Origin of the sequence: Halovivax ruber XH-70, from assembly GCF_000328525.1 — an archaeon.
Taxonomy (GTDB): Archaea; Halobacteriota; Halobacteria; order Halobacteriales; family Natrialbaceae; genus Halovivax; species Halovivax ruber.
This window is the reverse complement of the sequence record NC_019964.1, coordinates 1,183,052-1,204,012: the sequence shown is the minus strand read 5'-3', so window position 1 is coordinate 1,204,012 and position 20,961 is coordinate 1,183,052. Positions and strand designations below refer to the sequence as shown.

Below are 20,961 nucleotides of genomic sequence, written 5' to 3'. Positions count from 1 at the left end.
CGCACCATTTAACAGCGACCGCGCCAGTCTCCGAGCATGATCCTCTCGGATACGGACATCCTCGACCGGCTCGAAGCTGGCGACCTCGTTATCGAGCCGCTCGACGACCTCGAGTTGCAAATTCAGCCGGCCAGCGTCGATCTCCGGCTCGGCAACGAGTTCCTCGAGTTTCGCCGGACGAACATCCCCTGCATCCACCCCAACTCCGAGCAGGAAGTCGGCGAGTACGTGACCGAGACGGTCGTCGACGAAGGCGACGATTTCATCCTCCATCCTGGCGACTTCGTCCTCGGGACGACTCACGAGCGCGTCGAGATCCCCGCGGACCTGATCGCTCACGTCGAGGGCCGGTCCTCGCTCGGTCGGCTCGCCGTCGTCGTCCACGCCACGGCAGGCCTATGCGATCCGGGCTATCGTGGTCAGATCACCCTCGAACTCTCGAACCTCGGGAGCGCCCCCGTCTCGCTGACGCCGGGGATGCGCGTCTCACAGCTGACATTCACCGAACTATCCTCGCCCGCCGACCGGCCGTACGGCGCAGACCGTGGTTCGAAGTATCAGGATCAGTCCGGTCCGCAGGCCTCGAAGATCGGCGGCGACCACGAATTCGGTGGCGACCAGCGGTCCGAGAACTGAACGGCGTAAACCCCAGAGTTATTTCCCGGGGCCGTCTACTGACACGGGATGAAATTCGTCGAGGAACTCGTCGTCGAAGAGTTTCTGCCGACCGTCAGGTCGATGCTCGCCGCCGAGTTGCGCGAGCGGGGGTTCACCCAGCGCGAGGTCGCGTCGGTCCTCGGCATCAGTCAGAGCGCGGTCTCGAAGTACGCCCACGGCGAGGTGACGATCAACGACGAGATCGCCGACGACGAGCGCGTCCGCGAGCACGTCGACGACCTCGCGACCGGGCTCGCCGACGGGTCCGTGACGTCCGTCCAGGCGCTGGTGGATCTCGAAGTACTCATCCGTGAACTCGAAGCCGGCGGCGACGTCCTCGCACGGCTCCACGAGTACGAGGAACCCGAACTCGCCGATCACCCGTCGTTCCGCGTCCACGATCCGACGAGCGAACTGCGGACCGCCGAACGAGTCCGGTCCTCGCTCAGGCGTGGGCTGCGCATCATCGAGAACACGAGCGGATTCGCCTCGCTCATCCCCGCGGTCGGTACGAACCTCGTCGCCTGTACTCCGGACGCGAGCACGATCGACGACGTCGCGGGCGTTCCCGGTCGAATCGTCGACGTGAAAGGACAAGCGACGATACCTGCCGATCCGGCGTTCGGCGTCTCCGAACACGTCGCGTCGATCCTGCTCGCCGCCAGGGAGCGTGGAAGCGACGCCAGCGCAGCCCTGAACGTCAGATACGACCCCGACATTCTGGACGCGTTGACGGCCGACGGCCACACGGCCGTCGAATTCGACGAAACCGAGGAACTGCAATCGAGCGTCGGTGCTGCCATCGCGAGTGCGCCGGAGGCGACCGTCCTCTACCAGACCGGCGGTGACGGGATCGAGCCAATCACGTACGTCCTCGGTCCAGACGCCGAGACGGTCGCGGACGACGTCCGGCAGGTCGTCTCGACCGGACTCTAACTCGAGTCGGTTCGGACTGGGCATTTCAAGGAGCCAGCCAGTGTAGAGGGAGTCGATGGTCCGGTCCGGTTCCGAGGGTCACGATAGGCAGACCGAGCGTGTTCCAGCGGTAGATCCATCCGCGCGAAGCCGACCGACCACCACAGGATCACACGCCACGACGAAATTTTACGGTCGGTGGGCACGGCTGTACGACCTGCTCGCGACCTGGCTGCCCGGCGTTCGAGACGTCCGGCGTTCCGTCGCCGCAGCCTGCGGCCTCTCGGCAGGCGATACCGTCGTGGAACTCGGCTGTGGAACCGGGTCGAACCTCGACTACCTCAGCGAACGCGTCGGCGACGAGGGCAGAGTGATCGGGGTGGACATCACGCCCGAGGTGCTCGCGCTGGCTGCGGACCGAACGAGGGATCTGGAAAACGTCTCCGTCGTACACGGGGATGCGGCCCAGCCGCCCCTCGATGCGGCGGGGCCAGACATCGACGCAGTGGTCGCGACGTTTCTCGTCGGCATGCTTCCGGACCCCGCCGCTGCCGTCTCGACGTGGTGTGACCTCGTCGGGCCGGGCGGACGCGTCGTGCTGGCAAACGCGACGACGACCGATCACTGGAGCGGTCCTGTTCTCAACCGCGCTTTTCGAGGGTTCGTCGTCGGCTCCACGCCACCGACGACGCAGCTCAGGTACGACGTGGATCTCGTCGCCCAGCTCGAAACGCGCGTCGCGGCCGCACACGAACGGCTTCACGACGAATCGCGGGCCACGGTCGATTCGCGACACGCGATGGGGCTCGTCCGCCTGACGGGCGGGATCGTCGGCGAGCCGGACGGGTGAAACGCCTCGAATGCGTGCGAACAGTGTCACTGCGGGAGCGGTGGCCGGTGCAAATAACGGCGTTTAAGTCGCCGCTTGGGTAATCGGCTGGTATGCAGGACCGAACGTACACGGCAGACGCCGAGCCCGGCGAGTCGGCGACCGTCGCCGGCTGGGTGCACGAGATTCGTGACCTCGGCGGTATCGCCTTCATCATCCTCCGAGACGTCTCGGGGAAGATTCAGATCAAGTTCGAGAAGGACGAGATGGACGACGACCTCGTCGAGACCGGTCTCGGCGTGTCTCGCGAGAGCGTCATCTCGGTCACCGGCGACGTCGAAGAGGAGCCACGCGCTCCCACGGGCGTCGAAGTGACACCCGAATCGGTCGAGATCATCTCCGACGCCGATCCGGAGCTCCCGCTCGATCCGTCCGGAAAGGTCGACGCCGAGCTTTCGACACGACTCGACAACCGGACGCTCGATCTCCGGAAACCCGAGGTACAGGCGGTCTTCACCATCCGCGCGGAGATTCTCCGGGCCGTCCGTGAGCGCTTCCGCGACCTGCGCGCTACGGAGATCACGACGCCGAAGATCGTCGCCACCGGCACCGAGGGTGGCACGGAGCTGTTCCCGATCACCTACTTCGGCGAGGAGGCGTTCATGAACCAGTCGCCCCAGCTGTTCAAGCAGCTGATCGCAGGCTCGAACGTCGAGCGCGTCTTCGAGATTGGGCCGATCTTCCGCGCGGAAGAGCACAACACGCCGCGGCATCTTAACGAGGCGACCTCGATCGACTTCGAGGGCGCCTTCTGCGACCAGTCCGACGCGATGGACGTCGCCGAAGAGGTCGTCGTCGCCGCCTACGAAGCCGTCGCCGAAAACTGCGCCGACGAACTCGAGACGCTCGGCCTCGCCGAGGAGTTCGAGGCACCCGACGAGGGCTTCCCGCGACTGTCCTACGAAGAAGCCATCGAGCGCATCAACGCGACGGGCGAACTCGACGAGCAACTCGTCTGGGGCGACGACCTCCCCACCGAGGGCGAGAAGGCCCTCGGCGACGACGTCGGCGGCCACTACTTCATCACCGACTGGCCAAGCGAGATCAAGCCGTTCTACATCATGGACCACGACGAGGACGAACAGCTCTCGACCGGCTTCGACCTCATGCACCCGCGCATGGAACTCGTCTCCGGTGGCCAGCGCGAACACCGCCACGACGAACTCGTCGCCGGCTTCGAACAGCAGGGACTCGACCCCGACCAGTTCGAGTACTACACCAAGATGTTCAAGTACGGCATGCCACCCCACGCCGGCTTCGGCCTCGGCGGTGAGCGCCTCATCATGACGCTGCTCGGCCTCGATAACATTCGCGAAGCTGTTCTCTTCCCGCGAGATCGCCAGCGTTTGTCGCCCTAGGCGACAAACCTGGGAGCCGGCAAGGCGCGAACGAAGTGAGGGACTTGCAGGACCGGCAGCGACTCAGTCCGTAGGACTGGTCGCGGCCCGTCGAGGGGGAGCTCGCGGGATCTTTGATCCCGCGTTGTTCCCGCGAGATCGTCAACGGCTGAGTCCGTAAGGTGCGAGTTCGCTAGGCGACCTCGATATGCGAACCGTGCGGTCAGCAATTAGTGAGCGAGCAGGCGGTGAACGCCCGCCCGTCGTCGACCCGCGTTTTCTTGGCCAGCAGGGTCAGTGTCCAGTCCGGCGGGACGTTCGATCCCAAACGTACGTCGAGTAGAGGGATGGGCCATCGCCACGAGGGGGAGAGTCGAACGCGTCTGGCAGTTGGCCTCCGTGTCCCGTCGCCCGACAATCTGTTCAATCCACGTCACAACGAGCAGCGCGGTCGAGATACGATCAGCGTCGTTTGGGAGAGTGCGGGTTCGATAGTCACTCTACGTGTCGAGACGGCCGCGAAAATAGGCGGGATCAGCAGTTGCGGGGATCAGTCGTCGGCGTCGACCTGCTGCGGGGTGGCAGTGTCCCCTGGCGTGTCGAACTCGTCGAGACGCTCCTGGAGCGTGCCGGAGCGCTGTGCGAGGTCGGACGCGCTCTCGGTCACTTCGGAGAGGGCCGTCGTCTGTTCCTCCGCAGCCGCGGCGGCCGTACTCGCCTCGGCACTGACCCGTTCGCTCTCCGCCTCGGCTTCGGCCACCAGTGAGACGACGTCCTGGATCGAGCTGGCCTGTTGCTGGCTGGCAGCGCTGATCTCCTCGGTCCCGTCGTGGGTCTCCGCCGCGTACTCGGCGATGTCGTCCAGCGCCTCCACGGCCTCGGAGACCGCATCGGCATTGCGAGCGACCGCGTCCCGCGTCTCTCGGACCTCCGATGCGGTTCGCGATCCCTGCGTCTGGATCTTCTGGACGAGGCTGTCGATCTCCTCGGCGGAGTCCTGCACGTCGAGCGCCAGATCCTTGACCTCCTCGGCGACTGCGGAGAACCCTTCGTCGGTCTCGTCTCCGCTCCGCGAGGCCTCGATGTTCGCGTTCAGCGCCAGCATGTTGGTCTGCTTGGCCACTTCCTGGATGAACTCCGTGATCTCCTCGATCTCGTCGATCTGGTCCTGGAGGTGTTCGATCTCCGCGACCGCGTTCGCCGCGTCGTCGTCGATGTCGTCGATCGCCTCGATCGCCGACTCGGCTGCGGACTGACCGTGGTCGCCGGCCTCGGCCGTCTGCTCGGCGATCCGACTCACGTCGTCGGAGAGAGACGCGATCTCCTCGGTCGTCGCCGCGAGGTCGTCCATCTCGGTGGCGACGGTCTGGAACGTCTCGTACTGCTCGTCCGTGCTGGTCGAGATCTCCTGGACGGAGTCAGTCACCTTGCTGCTGGCCGTCTGGACCTCCTGAGCACTCGCCGTGACCTGCTGGCTGTGGGCGGCCACCTCCTCGGCGAAGTGTTTGAGTTCGTCCGTCGTCGCGGCGATCTCGTCCATCATCTGGTTGTACTCGCTGGCGATGGCCTCCATCGCTTCGTGCTGGCTCGCCGTGTCCATCCGCGCCGTCATGTCGCCGTCGGCCGCGTCTTCCATGACGTCGTGGAACGACTCGGCCTTCGTCTGGAGGTGTGTCGCCAGTTCTGCGAGTTCCTCACCGCGATTCTCGGCTCGCTCGCGTGCCGACTCGGCCTGTTCGATCGAGTCGACGAGCGAGTGGCGCATGCTGTCGAACGCGTCGTAGAGCTGACCGATCTCGTCGATCCGATCGGACTCGAGTTCCGTCTCCAGATTGCCCGATTCGAGCTCCCGGGCTTTCGAGGCGAGCGTCCGAAGCGATCCGCTGGTGTTGCGGCCGACGACGAGGCCGATCAGCCCGAGTCCGAGGACGGCGACCGCGACGAGGCCTGCGAGCGACTGCGTGATATCAGACCGGAGTGCGAATGCCTGTGATTTGGGTTCGTGCGTCATGACGACCCAGTCCGTGCCCGGAATGACCGAGTAGCCGATCGCCATGGTCCCCTCCGTCTGATCGAATTCGACGGTCTCCTGGCCGGCCGCATCCGTCGAGTCGGCATCGTTCAGGTCGAGTTCCGCGTACCCGGAGCCGTCGTCGAACGAGACCTCTTCGAATCGGGGATCGATCTTGCCGAGGGAGTCCTCGGTATCGCTAATGACGACCTTGTTCTCGCTTTCGGTGATGACGAGCGTGGAGGCACCGACATCGCTGCCGGTCGAGATATCCGCCGAGATCGCCGCCATGTCGAAGAGAACGGCGACCCGATGCGATTCGTCGACGTCCATCACGATGACGCCGGTGTGGGTGTTCGTGTCCGGGTCCTCGTACGGCCCTGCCAGCACGGGTTCGCCGTCGCCGTAGCCGTCCGTGATCCACGACACGTCCCCGGCCGAGCCGGTCGCTCCATCGATCGTGCTGGCTTCGATGGTTCCAGCACTCGCATCGACGTAGTGGATTCCCAGAACGGCCTCATCCATCGTGCGGACCTGGCCGTCGATGAACTGCTGGATCTGGGCCTGCTCACCGCTCTGCAGGACCGAGGTCTGGGATAGCATCACCGTCTGGCGCTGGTTCGCCGCGAGACGCTCTTCGATCGACGACGCCTGTAGTTCGGTGACGTGTTCCAGATCTGCCTCGGTGTCGTCCTGTAGCGTCGCGCCCGTCTGTGCGTAAATCAATCCCCCAAATCCACCCACGAGGACTGCCACCGCCAGCAGTAACAGCACCAGCTTCACCGCGTATCGTCGACGTACCCCTGTTATCGGATTGAATCCCGCCATACCTATGCTATCCTGTTATTCATCGCATCACAGATATAGTAATCGAAATAACAGCCACCACGCTGACAAGCGGTGATTTCCGCCCCGGTTAGAACCCTCAGAATTGCGAGAGATAAGGCATCGAGCAGCCCCAATACCGATCGCGGACAGTCGGGCCGACCAGATTCCGCACGACGAGACGACGGACACGGAGGGATGGGGCGCAAGAGTGGCCGAAGCGCACCCAACGTGCCGACGCAGCGAGTGGTCGACTAGCCAGACCGGGTTCAAAATGAGAATCTTCACCCTTATCCCCGTTCACGCGAAGGGTTCGCCAATGGGTGAAGCGGTATCCGCATTCGTTCCGGGACACATTACGGGATTTTTCACGACACAGCCGGATCCCGACCCGACCAAAGCCGGGTCTCGCGGCGCCGGACTCACACTGTCGGACGGCGTTTCGGTAACCGTCCGGCCGGACGATGCGACCTCGATCGTACTGAACGATGAGGCGGTCGAAATGGCACCCGTCGAGCGAGTGCTCGATGCACTCGAGGTCACCGCCACAGTCGAAGCGACCGCGGCAGTCCCACTCGGAGCAGGGTTCGGGGTGTCCGGCGGGCTTTCACTCGGTGCAGCGCTCGCTGCGAACCGAGTCTTCGAGCGCGGCCTCTCGACGAACGAACTCGTGACGATCGCACACGGGGCCGAAGTGCAGTCTGGAACCGGCCTCGGGGACGTCGTCGCACAGGCCCGCGGGGGGATCCCGATCCGCCTCGAACCTGGCAGCCCCCCACACGGCACCCTCGATGGGATTCCCGATCGCGCCCGAGTCGAATACGTCTCGTTCGGCGAACTGTCGACGGCGGACGTGCTCACCGGAGAGACAGATCACATCACGCAGGCCGGCCAGACCGCCCTGTCACGCGTCGTCTCGGAACCGACACTCGGATCCTTCATCTACGCCTCCCGGGAGTTCGCCCGGGAGACCGACCTGTTGACGCCGACGGTAACCGAAGCGATCAGGGCAGTCAGCGAAGCGGGTGGGCAGGCGTCGATGGCGATGCTCGGCGAGACGGTCTTCGCACTCGGTACTGGACTCAGCGACGCGGGATACGATCCGGAGTGGTGCGTCACCCACCCAGCCGGCGCGACGCTCGAGTGATCGGCCCACGCTAACCGAGAATACCCACAAGGCCGACAGATCGATCACGAATTGTGGGACCGCCGCCGACCAGGGCAGCACCCAGCTGGTGTCGGATCAGCGAGAGATGATTTAGCGAAGTAGATCAATTCGTCGGATATCTTCAGATCATTGCGCGGACCGGGCCGAACAACACGGATAGCTTTGCTTGAACGGGTGTCACCCACCGGGACATTCTGTCCACCATTCTACACCTAGCCGATGCTTTATTATGCTCCGTTTGAGTTATCCGTTCGAATCCCATGTCTTCGATACGGAATTTCAGCGATAAATTACTTCGATTGTACGAACATTACGTGGGGGAACCGGAATCAGTAAAAGACGCGTACGGCTACTGGCTATTCGTTGCAGGCTTCATTCTGGGTGGCATCGCCGTTGTCCTCTACATCGTGAACTTCGGCGCGACCGAACCGCGCTCGGACGCGGAGTTCCTGGTCAACAGGGTCGTCGGAATCGTCGGTTCGTTCGGGGCCATTCTGGGCCTGTTCGGACTCGTACTCATGCTGCCGGTCCGAAAGCGGGCGATCCAGGCGAGCGCCGTTGGACTCGTCATCGCGCTCGTCGGGACCGCGACGTTCGGCATCGCCTATCCCGACCACTGGCGTGGACTCGGCGACGGACCCGACTACACGCTGCAGGTACTCGGGCTGTACGCCGTCGGGCTTGGAATCATCGCCGGTGTGACCGCACTCGTCCCCGTCATCACTGGCCGAAAGGGGAAATACGTCTCTGAGGAGGGTGCCACGGAAGACCCACCGGTACTGACGGGCGATGCGATGGAGGGTGCGCAGTTCGCCGTCTTCCGTGACGAGAACGACGACTGGTCCTGGCACGTCCTCCACCTGGAGGCACTCGCCGCGAGTCAGGAGAGTGCACTGACACGACCTGATGCGCAAGCGGACATCGAGGAGGTCAAGTCCCAGATCGGCTCCGCGGGCCTGATGGAACTGACGACATCCGCGTTCAGGCTCTACGAAACACGTGATGGGCAGTGGGAGTGGACACTCGTGCGCGACGACGGCAGCGTCGTCGCCCGGTGTGGCGATCAGTTCGAGACGCGCGACGGGGCCGAGGAATCGGTCAGCTTCCTCAAGGACCGCGGCCCGGTCGCCGGCGTCATCGAGATCGACGACGCCGCGTTCAACTACTACGAGAGTCGCGATCGGTGGCACTGGCAACTGCTCGACGGGAACCGTGAACCGCTGGCCGTCTCCCCGACGGGTTACACGAGCAAGGCCGACGCGAAGGCCGGATCGTCTGCGTTCGTCGACCACTTCGAGAACGCGCGCCTGCTCGCGATGGAGCACGTCGCCATCGAACTCATCGACGAGGACGGTGGCTGGTACTGGCGCTTCGTCGGTACCGACGACGAAGAGATCGGCCGGTCGGAGCGCGCCTACGAGACGCGACGCGACGCCGAGGAAGCCGTCGAGGCCCTCCTCGAATCGTTTGGCGAGATGGCCGTCACGGTCTCCGGCGAGCCGACCTACGAACTCTACAGCTCCGGTGAGGAGTGGCGCTGGCGGCTGGTCGGGTACGACGAACAGATCGTCGCCCGGAACCCGAACAGTGCGCCAGGCTACGACGAGATGGCGCGCACGACCGACCTGTTCGCGAACAACGTCGAAGATGCGGACGTCTTCGAGATCGACGGCGCGCTCTACGAACGCTACAAGACCGACGGGCACTGGCGCTGGCGGCTGGTCGACGAGGACCGAAACATCGTCGCCGCGAGCACCGAGCCTCACGACAGCGCGGAGGACGCCGCCGACGCCATCGAGCGGATGCAGAATCAGGCGAGCGAAGCGGAGCTCATCGAGTTCGAGAACTCCGCGTTCCAGGTCTACGAAGCCGACACGGGGGAGTGGCGCTGGCGACTCATCGACGAGGACGGCAACGTCCTCGCCGACAGCGGCGCCGAGCACGGCTCGAAGGGCGAGGCCGCAGAAGCGATGATGACGCTCAAAGAGCAGGCCCCCGACGCGGAACTGCTCGAGATCGAGAGGGCAGCGTTCGAGCTGTTCGTCGACGACGGCGAGTGGGGCTGGCGGCTCATCGACGACGGTGGGAAACTCATCGCCGAGGATCCGAACTCCCACCCCAACCGGCAGGCAGCGAAGCAGGCGATGGATCAGCTCGTCGAGAACATCGACACGGCGAGCCAGACGATGGAACACGCCGCGTTCCAGACCTACGTCGACGAGGACGAGTGGTTCTGGCGCTTCGTCATGCCGGACGGAACCGTGGTGGCCGAGAGCGAAGAGTCGGCCCCGACACAGGACGAGATCGTCGAAGGGATCGACCGGATTCGCGACGTCGCCTCGAACGCCGACCGCTCCCGAATCGGTGAACTGTTCGTCCAGCTCGCCGGGTCTGGCTCCTGGCACTGGCGTCTCCTCGACCGGGATCGAGAGCTCATCGCGTCCTCCCAGGTCACCTACGATTCGCGCCAGGCAGTCGAGACGGCGATCCACGAACTGGTTTCGAAGGCCCCCGACGCGCCGATCTTCCACGTCGAAACCGCCCTCATCAGGCTCACCAACGGCGACGGCTGGACGTGGGACCTCGTCGACCAGGATCGAGACGTGCTCGCGACTTCCGGAACGACGGTCGACGACGAGTCGGACGCGAGGGACGTGGTCGACGAGATCCGTCGGCTCGCACCGGCCGCAGGCCAGGTCGACTTCGACGTCGCCTCCTACGAATTCATCTCCGACGAGGAGGGCTGGAGCTGGCGACTCATCGACGAAGACGGCCAGGTCGTCGCGAAGTGCATCGAGTCCTTCGAGACGATGGACGGGGCCGAGACGTCGGTGGAACAGATCCGGGACGTGATCCCCAAGGCGAGTATCCTGGAGATCGACGGCGTCTCGTTCGAGTTGCACTACGACGACGACGGCTGGATCTGGCAACTGGTCGACGAGCACGGCGAACCGATGTCCGAGAGCACGAAGACCTACGAGAGCCGGACCGAAGCCCGAGATGCGATGACCAACGTCAAGGTCCACGCCCCGGACGGCTGGATCGAGTTCACCGAGTAGGGTCACACCGCACCGCTCGACCCAGCAGCGCGACGAGAACCGCCAACTAACAAACGGGGTATTTTTTGCTGTCCGGTCGCTCAGTGTAGCCGTGACCGAGTACGAGAGCGTCCCGTCGGCCGTCGACGACGAGACCGAAATACCGACGGACCACCCCCGGTATCAGGACCTGCTCACCCGCCATCGGATCGAAGCGGGCGTCGAGAAGGGTATCACACACCTGCAGGGAATGCACGCCGAGGGTCGTGGCAGCGCGTTCGATTACCTCCTCGGCGAGGAGACGATTCCGAGTGCCGACGACGCCGAACGAGCCGCGGCGGCGCAGTTACTGCTGGCCGACCACCCCGTCATCTCCGTCAACGGCAACGTCGCCGCGCTCGTCCCTGGCGAGGTCGTCGACCTGGCGTCGACCGTGAACGCGGCGATCGAGATCAACCTGTTCAATCGGACACCCGAACGAATGGAGCGCATCGCCGATCACCTCCGCGACCACGGTGCCGAGGACGTCCTGGGTCTCGACGCCGACGCGCGCATTCCGGAGCTCGACCACGAACGGAGCAAGGTCGACGCCGAGGGAATCTACGAGGCAGACGTCGTCGTCGTCCCACTAGAGGACGGCGATCGCGCAGAAGCGCTCTCGGAGATGGGGAAAACGGAAATCGTCGTCGACCTCAACCCGCTGTCTCGCTCCCCACAGGTCGCGGCGATCCCGATCGTGGACAACATCATTCGAGCATTTCCGAACACGACCGAGCACGCCCGGGCGCTCGCCGATGCGGACGACGCGACGCTGCGCGAGATCGTCGACTCGTTCGATCGAGCGGAGGCGCTGGCAGCGGCGGAAGATCGGATTCGCTCTGGCGACCTCGCCGGCGAGTGAACTGATCACGTAAGCCGGCCAGAATCGGCCGATACCTACACCCCTCACCCGAACCCTTTTATCACTGGTACTCGACAGTTTCGAGAGAGGACGATGGAGACCTCACTTCTTCCCTGAGTCGGAATCGACGCCTCCGGTCGGCCTAGGAGTCGATATCGTGACGCTCGCGTCAGCTAGCCGATAGTCCACGCAGCGAGACCGGTACTCGACACCAACGCCGACGGGTGAGGAGGCTCGATTCTCTCACCGAACCCCCGAGCCGCAGCACTCGCTCGCGGCCCGTACCGGACGACGAACGACGAGACTCCGACAGACACATGCAACGGAACGCAGATCGGCAGACGGCATCGACGAGTGAAGAACCCACGACGGGGAGCCAGACGGACGAAGCGGCCACCTCGGGCAGCGCCACGGGAGAAGAGACGACGAACAGGGACGACTCTGGCTCAATCGCCAAGAAGGGGACGGCGATCGTGGCCGCCAGGGGCAACCAGGCGCCCGTCGAGACGACGGAAATCCGCCAGTTGACCGAGGCAGCCGGATACAGGGTCGTCGACGAATTCACGCAGGTCCGGCCGCGCGATCCCGGGACGAACCTCGGCGACGGGAAGGTAGCCGAGATCGCTCGTCGCGCGGAGGTGACTGAGGCCATGGCCCTCGTCGTCGACGGCGAGTTGACGCCCACACAGACGACGACACTGGCAGCACGCATGCCGGACGAAACCCGCGTGTTCGACCGATACCGATTGATCCTCGCCATCTTCGCCGAACAGGCACGACACCGGCGAGCTCAACTGCAGGTCGAACTCGCTCGGCTGCGCTACGACCTGCCGCGGATCAAGGAGGCGGCCGACGAGGGACTCCTGAATCGCCGAACCGAGCGGGGAACGCCGTACTACGACGTTCGAGACCGCATCGATCGGCTCGAACGGAAACTCGAGGAGTTGCCCACCCCGGCCGAACAGTTTCGCGAGCGTCGACGGCAGGAGGGATTCGACCTCGTGACGCTCGCAGGCTATACGAACGCGGGGAAATCGACGCTGCTGCACCGACTGGCTGACGACCTGTCGGTGACGGACGCATCGCCGGCGCACCCTGACGAGACGGGCGTCGCCGAGATCGAGGATCGGCTGTTCAAGACCCTCGAAACGACGACTCGCCGCGCGACGCTCGACGAGAGACCGACGCTGGTCACCGATACGGTCGGGTTCGTCCAGGACCTGCCACACTGGCTCGTCCAGTCGTTCAGTGAGACGCTCTCCGAGGCGGCGAGCGCCGACGTCGTCGTGCTCGTCGCAGATGGGGCCGATCCAGTCGGGGAGTTCGAAGCGAAACTCGACGTCTCGCTGTCGGTCCTCGACGAACAGGACGTGGCCCGTGACGACGTCGTGGTGACCGTGAACAAGATCGACTGCCAATCGTCGGCCGACGTGGAGCGCCGTCGCCGGATCGCCGCCGAACGCGCCGATTCCGTCGTCACGATGAGCGCCAGCGAGGGGACGAATTTCGATCGACTGGTGGACGCGATTGCTGCCCGGCTCCCGTCCCGTCGCGAGACGATCACCCTGCCGAACGGGGACGAAGCGATGAGCCTGCTGTCGTGGCTGTACGACCACGTGACAGTCGACTCCGTCGAGTACACGGGCAAGACGGTCGTGATAACGGTCGACGGGCGACCATCGGTGATCGCGAAAGCGCTCGCTCGCGCCGAGGCGATCGCTGCCACCGCGGAGGAGTGACTGCGGCAGAGGCCGGTTTGACTGGCCGAGACGATGGTGGGTCGATTCCACGTAGAGGCCCTGTATTGGCCGATCGGTCCCGGAAAGCGAGGAATCGTCGTCACGACACCTTTTTCACCACCAACGAATAACACCGAGTTGTATGAGCGACTTCGAACAGTTCAGTGACGTTGGCGAGGCGGACGTAACACGCGCAATCGGGCAGGAGTGGACCGAGGAGTTCATGGACTTCTCGGACTCGGACGTGATCATCATCGGCGGCGGGCCGTCGGGACTGATGGCCGCGAAGGAGCTGTCGGAACGTGGCGTGAAGACGATGGTCGTCGAGAAGAACAACTACCTCGGCGGTGGCTTCTGGCTCGGCGGCTTCCTCATGAACAAGGTCACCGTTCGTGACCCCGCCCAGCGAATCCTCACCGAGCTCGACGTCGACCACAAGGAGTCCCAGGACAGCAAGGACCTCTACGTCGCCAACGGGCCCGAGGCGTGTTCCGGCCTCATCAAGGCCGCCTGTGACGCGGGCGCGAAGATGCAGAACATGACGGAGTTCACCGACATCGTCATCCGCGAGGACCACCGCGTCGGCGGGATCGTCATGAACTGGACGCCCGTCCACGCACTCCCGCGCGAGATCACCTGCGTCGACCCAATCGCCGTCGAAGCCGATCTGGTCATCGACGCGACGGGCCACGACGCGATGGCCATCACGAAACTCGACGAACGTGGTGTCCTCGACGCCCCTGGCGTGCAAGATGCACGAGACCGCGGCCAGGTCATGGACCAGACTGGCTCCGAGTCCTACGGTGCCCCCGGTCACGACTCGCCCGGACACGACTCGATGTGGGTCGGCAAGAGCGAGGACGCCGTCGTCGAACACACCGGCCTCGTCCACGACGGCCTGATCGCCACCGGCATGGCCGTCGCGACGACCTACGGCCTCCCACGGATGGGGCCGACGTTCGGCGCCATGCTCGTCTCCGGCAAACGCGCCGCCCAGGAAGCCCTCGACGAACTCGGCGTCGACGCCGACCCCGTCGACATCACTAGCCGCGCGACGCCCGCCGACGACTGACGGAGCGAGACGCAAACGACTGGTTTTTCGAGAGCTATCGAAGCGAAGCGAACCGACGAGGGTCGCCGTCGTCCCACGTCCGAATCGACCCAAAAACGGATGTCTGCGAGTCAGTACTCACCCCGGCGTCGACGGGATCACTCGACGACGATCGTGACGTCGTTGACTTCGCCGTACTCGCCGGTCGCGGTCGGTCCGTTGAAGCCATTGAAACTCAAACGGATCCGAGCGAGCGTCGAGCCCGTCGGTGCATCGTCGGGAACGGACACCGTCGCCGTCGCGGCGCTACTGTCGTCGTCGACGTTCTCGAAGATGACCGTCTCCTCGGCACTCGAGAAGTCCTGGTTCTGCTCCCAGTCGACGTAGACGTTGGCGTAGTGGCCGTCGTAGCCGTTGTCGTTCCACGCCAGGGTGAGTTCGAACGAGCCGCCCGACTGGACGGTCACCACGTCCGGACAGGTGAAATCGTAGTAGCCGTCGGTGTCGGAGGATTCGACGACCTGACCGTCGACGTCGATTTCCTCGATGTACTCGTAGCCACTGTAGCCGCTGCCGGCCGGCCAGTTCGAGGCGTCGACACACTCACCGCCACCGGCATCGCCGACGGTGACAGTGTCAGCCGTCGAGTCCGAACTGCCACTGTCGTCGGTGACCGTGAGTTCGACCGTATACTCGCCTGCGGTGTCGTAGCTGTGTTCGACAGTTTCACCGGACATCGTCGTGCCATCGCCGAGGTTCCACTCGTATCCGGTGATCGACCCGTCCGGATCGGTCGACGCGCTCCCGTCGAACGAGACGGTTTCGCCGACGGCGGGCGCCGAGGGTGAGACGTCGAAATCGGCACTCGGCGATTCGTTTCCACCGCCGTCCGCTGGATCGGGGAACGTGTACAGTCGGCCGTTCCCGCCCGAGACAGCCTCGTCGGTACCGATGAAGAACTCGCCGGGAACGGCGACTTCCGCGGTCCAGAAGGAAGCACCGTCACCGCGCCAGGAGTAGACCTCCTCCGGCGACGACGGGTCGCTGATGTCGTGGACGTACACGCCCGCGTCGTAGAACGACGTGTACATGTGTCCGTTCTGGATGTCGAGGTTGTGCGATGTTCGCTCGTTTCCGACCGATGGCGGTTCGATCTCCGCCAGGAACTGCGTGTCAGTCTTGTCGGAGACGTCCCAGAGTTCGACACCGAGTGGGTTGTAGTTCAACTGTTCTTTACCGATCGCGAGAATCGTCGCGTCGTCGTTGAGCGTGACGTAGTGGTCGTTGTTCGGTGAGCGGGAGCTGCCGTCACGTACCTTCCCGATCATCGACGGGCTCGAGGGAGACGAGACGTCTAGCATCACCGTCCCGTCGTCCCAGTACGACATGTAGAGGATATCGTCCTGATACCAGATGTCGTGGAGGATCGACGCCTGAATTCCCCAGCTGGTGATCTCCGACGGGCTATCCGTCGAGACGTCGATGAGGTGGATATCTGCCGTTCCGTTGTTGATGAGGAACGCGATATCCTCGGTCAGGAAGGAGTTGTGGATCGTATAGCTGGTCTCGTACCACTCGATCAGTTCGGGGTTCGCGGGGTCAGACACGTCGTAGTAGCCCATCCCGCTCGGACTGCCCACGTTGCCAGGCCCGACGGCGATAAGGCGGTCACCCGCCTCCTTGACGTCGAGAATTTCGCTCATACCGGTATCTGTCCGGCGTGCGATCTCTGTCGGGTTTTGTGGATCCGAGATGTCCACGCTGACGAATCCCTGATCGATAGCGACGTACGCAACGTCACCGCTATCGCCGACGACACCTTCGGCGACCGTCCCGGGGATGTCGACGTACCCGATCGGGTCGGCCGCCGCGTCGGCGTCGGTTGTAGTTGCGCCACCACGGTCGGCGAGTGTGCCCGTCGATCCGATCACCCCGGCGCCAGCCAGGCTCCCAGCGGTTCGTAGCACGGTTCGTCTGTTCGGTGAACAGCCTTCATAAGACATGCATCCCACGTTATTTCATAGACAGTCATTAATCTATTTTAAACACAAATATACAAATATAGTAACCAATAGAGAGTTCCAATAGAGACATCGGTGGCTGCGTCTTGCGGTCTCGAATGCGTGAAGGGTTTCGACGGGGCAGAACGACCGAGCCGAGAATCAGACTCTCGTGAAGGCACCAGCGGTGATCACGGTGGACGACCCACCAACGCCGGGATGGCACCGACCATATCCTGTCTATAAATCGCAACGGTTTCGATGACAGTTCACGAACGGTCGGTATGCTCGAACGCGTCCGGCTCTACCGGGCTCCGTCGACCGTCGCCGACGTCGACGAGATTGCCGACTGGGTCACAGAACGACTCGCCAGCACGAGCGACGACCGGACACCGGAGGTCACCGTCGAAACGCGGTTTCTCGAGACCCACCGAACGCCAGCCCTCGCCGAACGATTCGCCGCTGCTCGCGTCCGTTCACCGTACGACAGAGAGACAGGCAATACGATGGTGGGGACCGTCAGATACGAGGAGCGGGCACTCGAGGAACCCGAACGCGAAGGCGGCGTGCTCTACGACGGCGAGAAGATCCAGCGAGCCCTGAACGCTGCACTCCCCACCGAGGAGACCGACCTCTCGACGGCGCACGTAATCGTGCTCGATCGCGCGCTGGGGACGTGGGGACGCCACGACGGTCGCTGGCACAAACGCGTGAACGTACTCGGCCAGCCCGCCCTAATTTCGGTGCCGGGACTGTACGAAGCGCCGGCCAAGCCCGAAGCCTACTACAAAGCCAAGCAAAAACACGCTATGCTCGCCGGCGACGCGCCACCCCGAGAAGTCCTCGAGAATCAGGTTGAGGGTGACTTTCTGGTCGAAAACGACCCGCGGACGACGGACGCTCTCAAAGGGTACGTCCTGCAAGCGCTCCACTACCTCGAAACTGGGTCGGCGTTCTGTGACGACGATGGCTGTCGACTCTACAACGCCCACCAACACGAGGAACTCGTCACCGCACAGCTACAGGGAACGCAATTCTGTTCGGAACACGCTGCGCGCTATCGGTGAGCGACGGCGAACACACCACCGCCAGCGCTCACAGATCGGTCAGCAGCAGGCCGAGGACTCAGAAGAGGTTCGCCTGCTGGTGGACGGAGATGCCGGCGTTCGTAATCTCGTAGGGCTTTTTCTCCCGTGAGTGATTGGCGTCACGAATCTTCTGTATTTCGACGGCCAGCCGCGTCTCCCTGAAGTCGTCCGGGCGGACGTACTGGAGGACGAAGACCGCGTCGGTGAGGTACTCGACGATGCCGTGTCGGGAGGCGTACGCCGTGTTCTGTGCCGCTTCACTGGTGAGCAACGCCGTCACGCCTGCGTCTTTGAGGCTGGCGGTGAACTCGTAGATTTCGTTGCGGCGCTTCGCCTTTTCGTCGTACATCATCTCGAGCAACGAGACCGAGTCGAGTACGAGGCGACTCGCGCCAAAGTCCTCGATCAGCGACGGGAGTTCGTCCTGAATCGCTTCGAGGTGGGTTGCCATCTCGATCGGATCGACGTCGACGACGGCGAGGTCGCCGCGATCGGCGAACTCGTCGAATCGCCAGCCCTTCTCGGTCGCGCTGTTTATGACGCGCTCACGGGTCTCTTCGAGCGTGATGTAGACGGCACGTTCGCCGTTTTCGAGCCCATGATTCAGGAACTGTAACCCGAGCGTCGTTTTCCCCGTCCCGGCGCTGCCGATCGCGACCATCAGCGACCGCTCGGGAATCCCGCCCTGAATCATCCGATCGAGGCCGTCGATTCCGAGTTCGAGCCGTGGGAGCGCCGAGTCGACCTCCTCGTCGAAATCCGGTTCCTCTGGACCGAGGTCGAAGTCGACGTCCGTAAAACCGGCGGGGCCGCCGTCGCCGGCCCCGACGTCGGGAGTGGGAACGTCTTCGAGCGCATCTCCGAACCCCTGATCGAAGAGCGAGTCGGACGAGGACCCAGCGGAGTCGGGCTGGGAGACTGCGGAGTCGGACTGGGAGACCGCGGAGTCGGCCGATTCATCGACACCGCCCTCCGCTTTCGCCTCGTCAACTGTCGGGTCGGTGCCCGCCGACTCGTCACTCGGTGCGTCCGCAGCGTCCGATGCTGCCGACGCATCCCGCTCTTCGAGCGCGCGTTCGAACCAGTCGTCGTCGAGTTCCTCCTCGGTCATCGTGCTAGCAGGGCGATCGGCAGTGCGTCACCGGCACTCGAACGAATCGAGGCCAGGGGCGATCGGGGGTCGTTCACGCCATCCGAAGGGGCCGACGAAGTTATACGTTGTTGCCGCTGCCTCGAGGCACCCGGCTTTTTGGCCGTTCCGGGAGAGTCGACGGGTATGACACCGCCGGTCGCCGTCGGCATCGTCGCCAGACCAGATTCGGAGCGTGCCCACGCCCTCGCTGTCGATCTCGCGAGCGACATCGACGGGGAGGCGGTCGTCTCGTTCGACGAGCGGACGGCGGCGGCGATCGACCGATCGGGTCGACCGATCGAGCAACTCGACGAGTGCGACCTCGTGGTCTGCCTCGGCGGTGACGGCACGGTCCTCCACGTCGTCGGCGCCGTGGGCTCGACGCCCGTCGTCGGCGTCGACTTCGGAGCCGTCGGTCACCTCGCAGCCGTCGAACCGATCGACGCGCGATCGACGATCCAGCGCCTGGTTCGCCAGTGTCGGCGCGGCACACTCGAACCGACGACCCGAAGTCGACTCGTCGCGCGTGGCGAGGGCTGGGCGCTCGGCCCGGCACTGAACGAGGTCCTCCTGCAGGGTCCGCGACGCGGCCCAGCGGGAGGGGTCGAACTGGCCGTCGACGTCGACGGGGCCACGTGTACGGAGACGACCGCCGAGGGAGTCATCGTCGCGACACCGACCGGATCGACCGCCTACAACCTGAGCGACGGCGGGCCGATCGTCGACCCGGTCGTCGATGCAATCTGCCTCACGCCGATGAGCGACCGACGCCGTACCCCGGCCATCGTCGTCAGGGACGAGGCCACGATCACCGTCAGCATAGACGGCCCCGAGACGGCACTCGTGATCGCGGATGGAACCGATCGGCGAGAACTCGACCTGCCGACGACTGTCACGCTCGAACGAGCGGGCGAGCCAGCAAAACTCGTCGATACGCGCACGTCGCTCGCCGACGCCGTGGAGACACTCCGCTAGCGCGACCGACGGCGCCGACTCCGTCTCCGCGGATACGCTCGTACGCATACAGACACTTACAGACAGACATACAGAGACCGATACAGACACAGACACGGACAGCCCGTCCGGTGAACAGGCACACCCGAAGAAGCCAACAGGTTTTTCACCGGCCGGACCCCCTCACCGCACAATCGTGCGAATCGATCCGCGACACGCGACGCAGCGGCCCTGGATCGCGCTGGGCGGCGCAGCGATCTGCTTTCACGCGGGCAGCCTCGTCTCGACCGACCCAGCGTCACTCGGCCACCTCGTCGCTGGGACGGGACTGGCCGTGCTTGGCGGAGGCCTCACCGGACTGTGGGCACGGCGCGTCGGGCGTCGGACACACGCCGGAACCGGACTCGGGCTGTGGGGCCTCGTCCTCGTCGTCGCAGGACTCGTATTCGTTCCCGCGGGCGCAGACGTGGCTCGATTCGTTGGCGGCGAACGGACCGTTCTGTGGACGGTCTCACTACTCGCTGCGGTGACGTCGCTGTATCTCGGATTCCGGGAGTACGGGGCCGCCCATCACACGCTCGGGACGGAGTCTGTCGTCGAGGGAGACCTGTAGACTGACCGGCGTTAGGCCTCGTCTTTCCACTTTATCGAACACCCGCGAGAGGGGCGCCACTCGAGATCGATCGGGTCGTCTGCGAGAATCGCTTCGATCGCCTCGCGACTGTGGTACCGCTCTGGCGTCGCGTCGGGGTCGAGGGCGTCGTCGAGTCGACCCTGGTACACTAGCCGCCACTCGTCGTCGCGACGCGCGAACAGGAACGGGTCGGGCGTACAGACCGCACCGAACGACGCGGCCACCGACTGGGGCTCGTCTCTCAGGTACGCGTCCCAGTCGATCGTTCCCGCCTCGACGAGTTCGACCATGCGTTCGTGAGAGTCGTCCGGATAGGCAGCCGCGTCGTTCGGATTGATACCGACGATCGCCGCGTCGTCGTACTCCGCCGAAAGCTCGTTCAACAGCTCGAACTTCGCTTTCGCGTACGGGCAGTGGTTACACGTGAAGACGACGACGAGCGCTCGTGCATCCGCGAACGAATCCGGCGTGTACGTCTCGCCGTCCGTTCCGGGCAGTTCGAACCAGGGGATCGTATCGCCCGCCTCGAGTTCGGGCGACGATTCCATCTCGACCATGGTACTCCATTCGCCTCGCGTTCTATAGAACCGACGGTCGGAGAACCACCGACCCCGAACAGACG

At 64.3% G+C, this 20,961-nt stretch carries 16 protein-coding genes; 12 read left to right on the top strand and 4 right to left on the bottom strand.

The features are described 5' to 3' along the window. The first annotated feature begins 36 nt into the window (after nucleotides 1-36). From dcd to aspS, 4 genes are all read left to right on the top strand, one after another. A complete protein-coding gene (gene dcd / locus HALRU_RS05625; protein WP_015300435.1) occupies nucleotides 37-636 on the top strand; it encodes a dCTP deaminase in 600 nt (199 codons plus the stop codon). A 48-nt stretch (nucleotides 637-684) separates the two neighbouring features. Continuing rightward, on the top strand, nucleotides 685-1,593 hold the full coding sequence (locus HALRU_RS05620; RefSeq protein WP_015300434.1) for a thiamine-phosphate synthase family protein: 909 nt from the start codon (nucleotides 685-687) through the stop codon (nucleotides 1,591-1,593). 55 nt (nucleotides 1,594-1,648) lie between these two features. After that, complete coding sequence (locus HALRU_RS05615) at nucleotides 1,649-2,422, top strand: class I SAM-dependent methyltransferase (protein ID WP_015300433.1); 774 nt, start codon at nucleotides 1,649-1,651, stop codon at nucleotides 2,420-2,422. Nucleotides 2,423-2,514: 92 nt separating this feature from the next. After that, nucleotides 2,515-3,819 (top strand): aspartate--tRNA(Asn) ligase, encoded by a 1,305-nt coding sequence (aspS, locus tag HALRU_RS05610; RefSeq protein WP_015300432.1) that lies wholly within the window; start codon nucleotides 2,515-2,517, stop codon nucleotides 3,817-3,819. 529 nt (nucleotides 3,820-4,348) lie between these two features. Here the strand turns inward: aspS and HALRU_RS05605 are convergent. After that, the gene (locus HALRU_RS05605; RefSeq protein ID WP_015300431.1) at nucleotides 4,349-6,637 is read right to left on the bottom strand and encodes a methyl-accepting chemotaxis protein; all 2,289 of its coding nucleotides are present in this window, start codon (nucleotides 6,635-6,637) and stop codon (nucleotides 4,349-4,351) included. A gap of 316 nt (nucleotides 6,638-6,953) precedes the next feature. Here HALRU_RS05605 and HALRU_RS05600 point away from each other — a divergent pair, with 316 nt between their 5' ends. The 5 genes from HALRU_RS05600 to HALRU_RS05580 all read left to right on the top strand — a co-directional run bounded on the left by HALRU_RS05600 (nucleotide 6,954) and on the right by HALRU_RS05580 (nucleotide 14,552). Next, nucleotides 6,954-7,781 (top strand): pantoate kinase, encoded by an 828-nt coding sequence (locus HALRU_RS05600; RefSeq protein WP_015300430.1) that lies wholly within the window; start codon nucleotides 6,954-6,956, stop codon nucleotides 7,779-7,781. 281 nt (nucleotides 7,782-8,062) lie between these two features. Beyond that, entirely contained in the window at nucleotides 8,063-10,861 is a 2,799-nt protein-coding gene (locus tag HALRU_RS05595) for a YegP family protein (RefSeq protein WP_015300429.1), read from the top strand. A 91-nt stretch (nucleotides 10,862-10,952) separates the two neighbouring features. Then, complete coding sequence (locus HALRU_RS05590) at nucleotides 10,953-11,741, top strand: 4-phosphopantoate--beta-alanine ligase (protein ID WP_015300428.1); 789 nt, start codon at nucleotides 10,953-10,955, stop codon at nucleotides 11,739-11,741. A 317-nt stretch (nucleotides 11,742-12,058) separates the two neighbouring features. Further along, complete coding sequence (gene hflX / locus HALRU_RS05585; RefSeq protein ID WP_015300427.1) at nucleotides 12,059-13,480, top strand: GTPase HflX; 1,422 nt, start codon at nucleotides 12,059-12,061, stop codon at nucleotides 13,478-13,480. Nucleotides 13,481-13,622: 142 nt separating this feature from the next. Next, nucleotides 13,623-14,552, top strand: a complete 930-nt coding sequence (locus HALRU_RS05580) for a sulfide-dependent adenosine diphosphate thiazole synthase (RefSeq protein WP_015300426.1) — start codon at nucleotides 13,623-13,625, stop codon at nucleotides 14,550-14,552. A gap of 137 nt (nucleotides 14,553-14,689) precedes the next feature. Here the strand turns inward: HALRU_RS05580 and HALRU_RS05575 are convergent, their stop codons facing one another. Continuing rightward, on the bottom strand, nucleotides 14,690-16,498 hold the full coding sequence (locus HALRU_RS05575; protein ID WP_148680452.1) for a PKD domain-containing protein: 1,809 nt from the start codon (nucleotides 16,496-16,498) through the stop codon (nucleotides 14,690-14,692). 317 nt (nucleotides 16,499-16,815) lie between these two features. Here HALRU_RS05575 and HALRU_RS05570 point away from each other — a divergent pair, with 317 nt between their 5' ends. After that, the gene (locus HALRU_RS05570; protein WP_015300424.1) at nucleotides 16,816-17,598 is read left to right on the top strand and encodes a DUF7001 family protein; all 783 of its coding nucleotides are present in this window, start codon (nucleotides 16,816-16,818) and stop codon (nucleotides 17,596-17,598) included. A 58-nt stretch (nucleotides 17,599-17,656) separates the two neighbouring features. On the opposite strand, the gene HALRU_RS05565 is transcribed toward HALRU_RS05570, so the two are convergent. Beyond that, entirely contained in the window at nucleotides 17,657-18,730 is a 1,074-nt protein-coding gene (locus HALRU_RS05565; RefSeq protein ID WP_015300423.1) for a KaiC domain-containing protein, read from the bottom strand. Between the two features lie 165 nt (nucleotides 18,731-18,895). Between HALRU_RS05565 and HALRU_RS05560 the strand changes: the two genes are divergently transcribed. Both HALRU_RS05560 and HALRU_RS05555 read left to right on the top strand, forming a co-directional pair. Beyond that, entirely contained in the window at nucleotides 18,896-19,726 is an 831-nt protein-coding gene (locus HALRU_RS05560) for an NAD(+)/NADH kinase (RefSeq protein WP_015300422.1), read from the top strand. A gap of 175 nt (nucleotides 19,727-19,901) precedes the next feature. Beyond that, on the top strand, nucleotides 19,902-20,318 hold the full coding sequence (locus HALRU_RS05555; protein WP_015300421.1) for a hypothetical protein: 417 nt from the start codon (nucleotides 19,902-19,904) through the stop codon (nucleotides 20,316-20,318). Nucleotides 20,319-20,329: 11 nt separating this feature from the next. Here HALRU_RS05555 and HALRU_RS05550 read toward each other — a convergent pair whose 3' ends face one another. Then, nucleotides 20,330-20,896: a thioredoxin family protein gene (locus HALRU_RS05550; RefSeq protein WP_015300420.1), complete on the bottom strand. Its 567-nt coding sequence runs from the start codon at nucleotides 20,894-20,896 to the stop codon at nucleotides 20,330-20,332. Nucleotides 20,897-20,961: the final 65 nt, after the last annotated feature.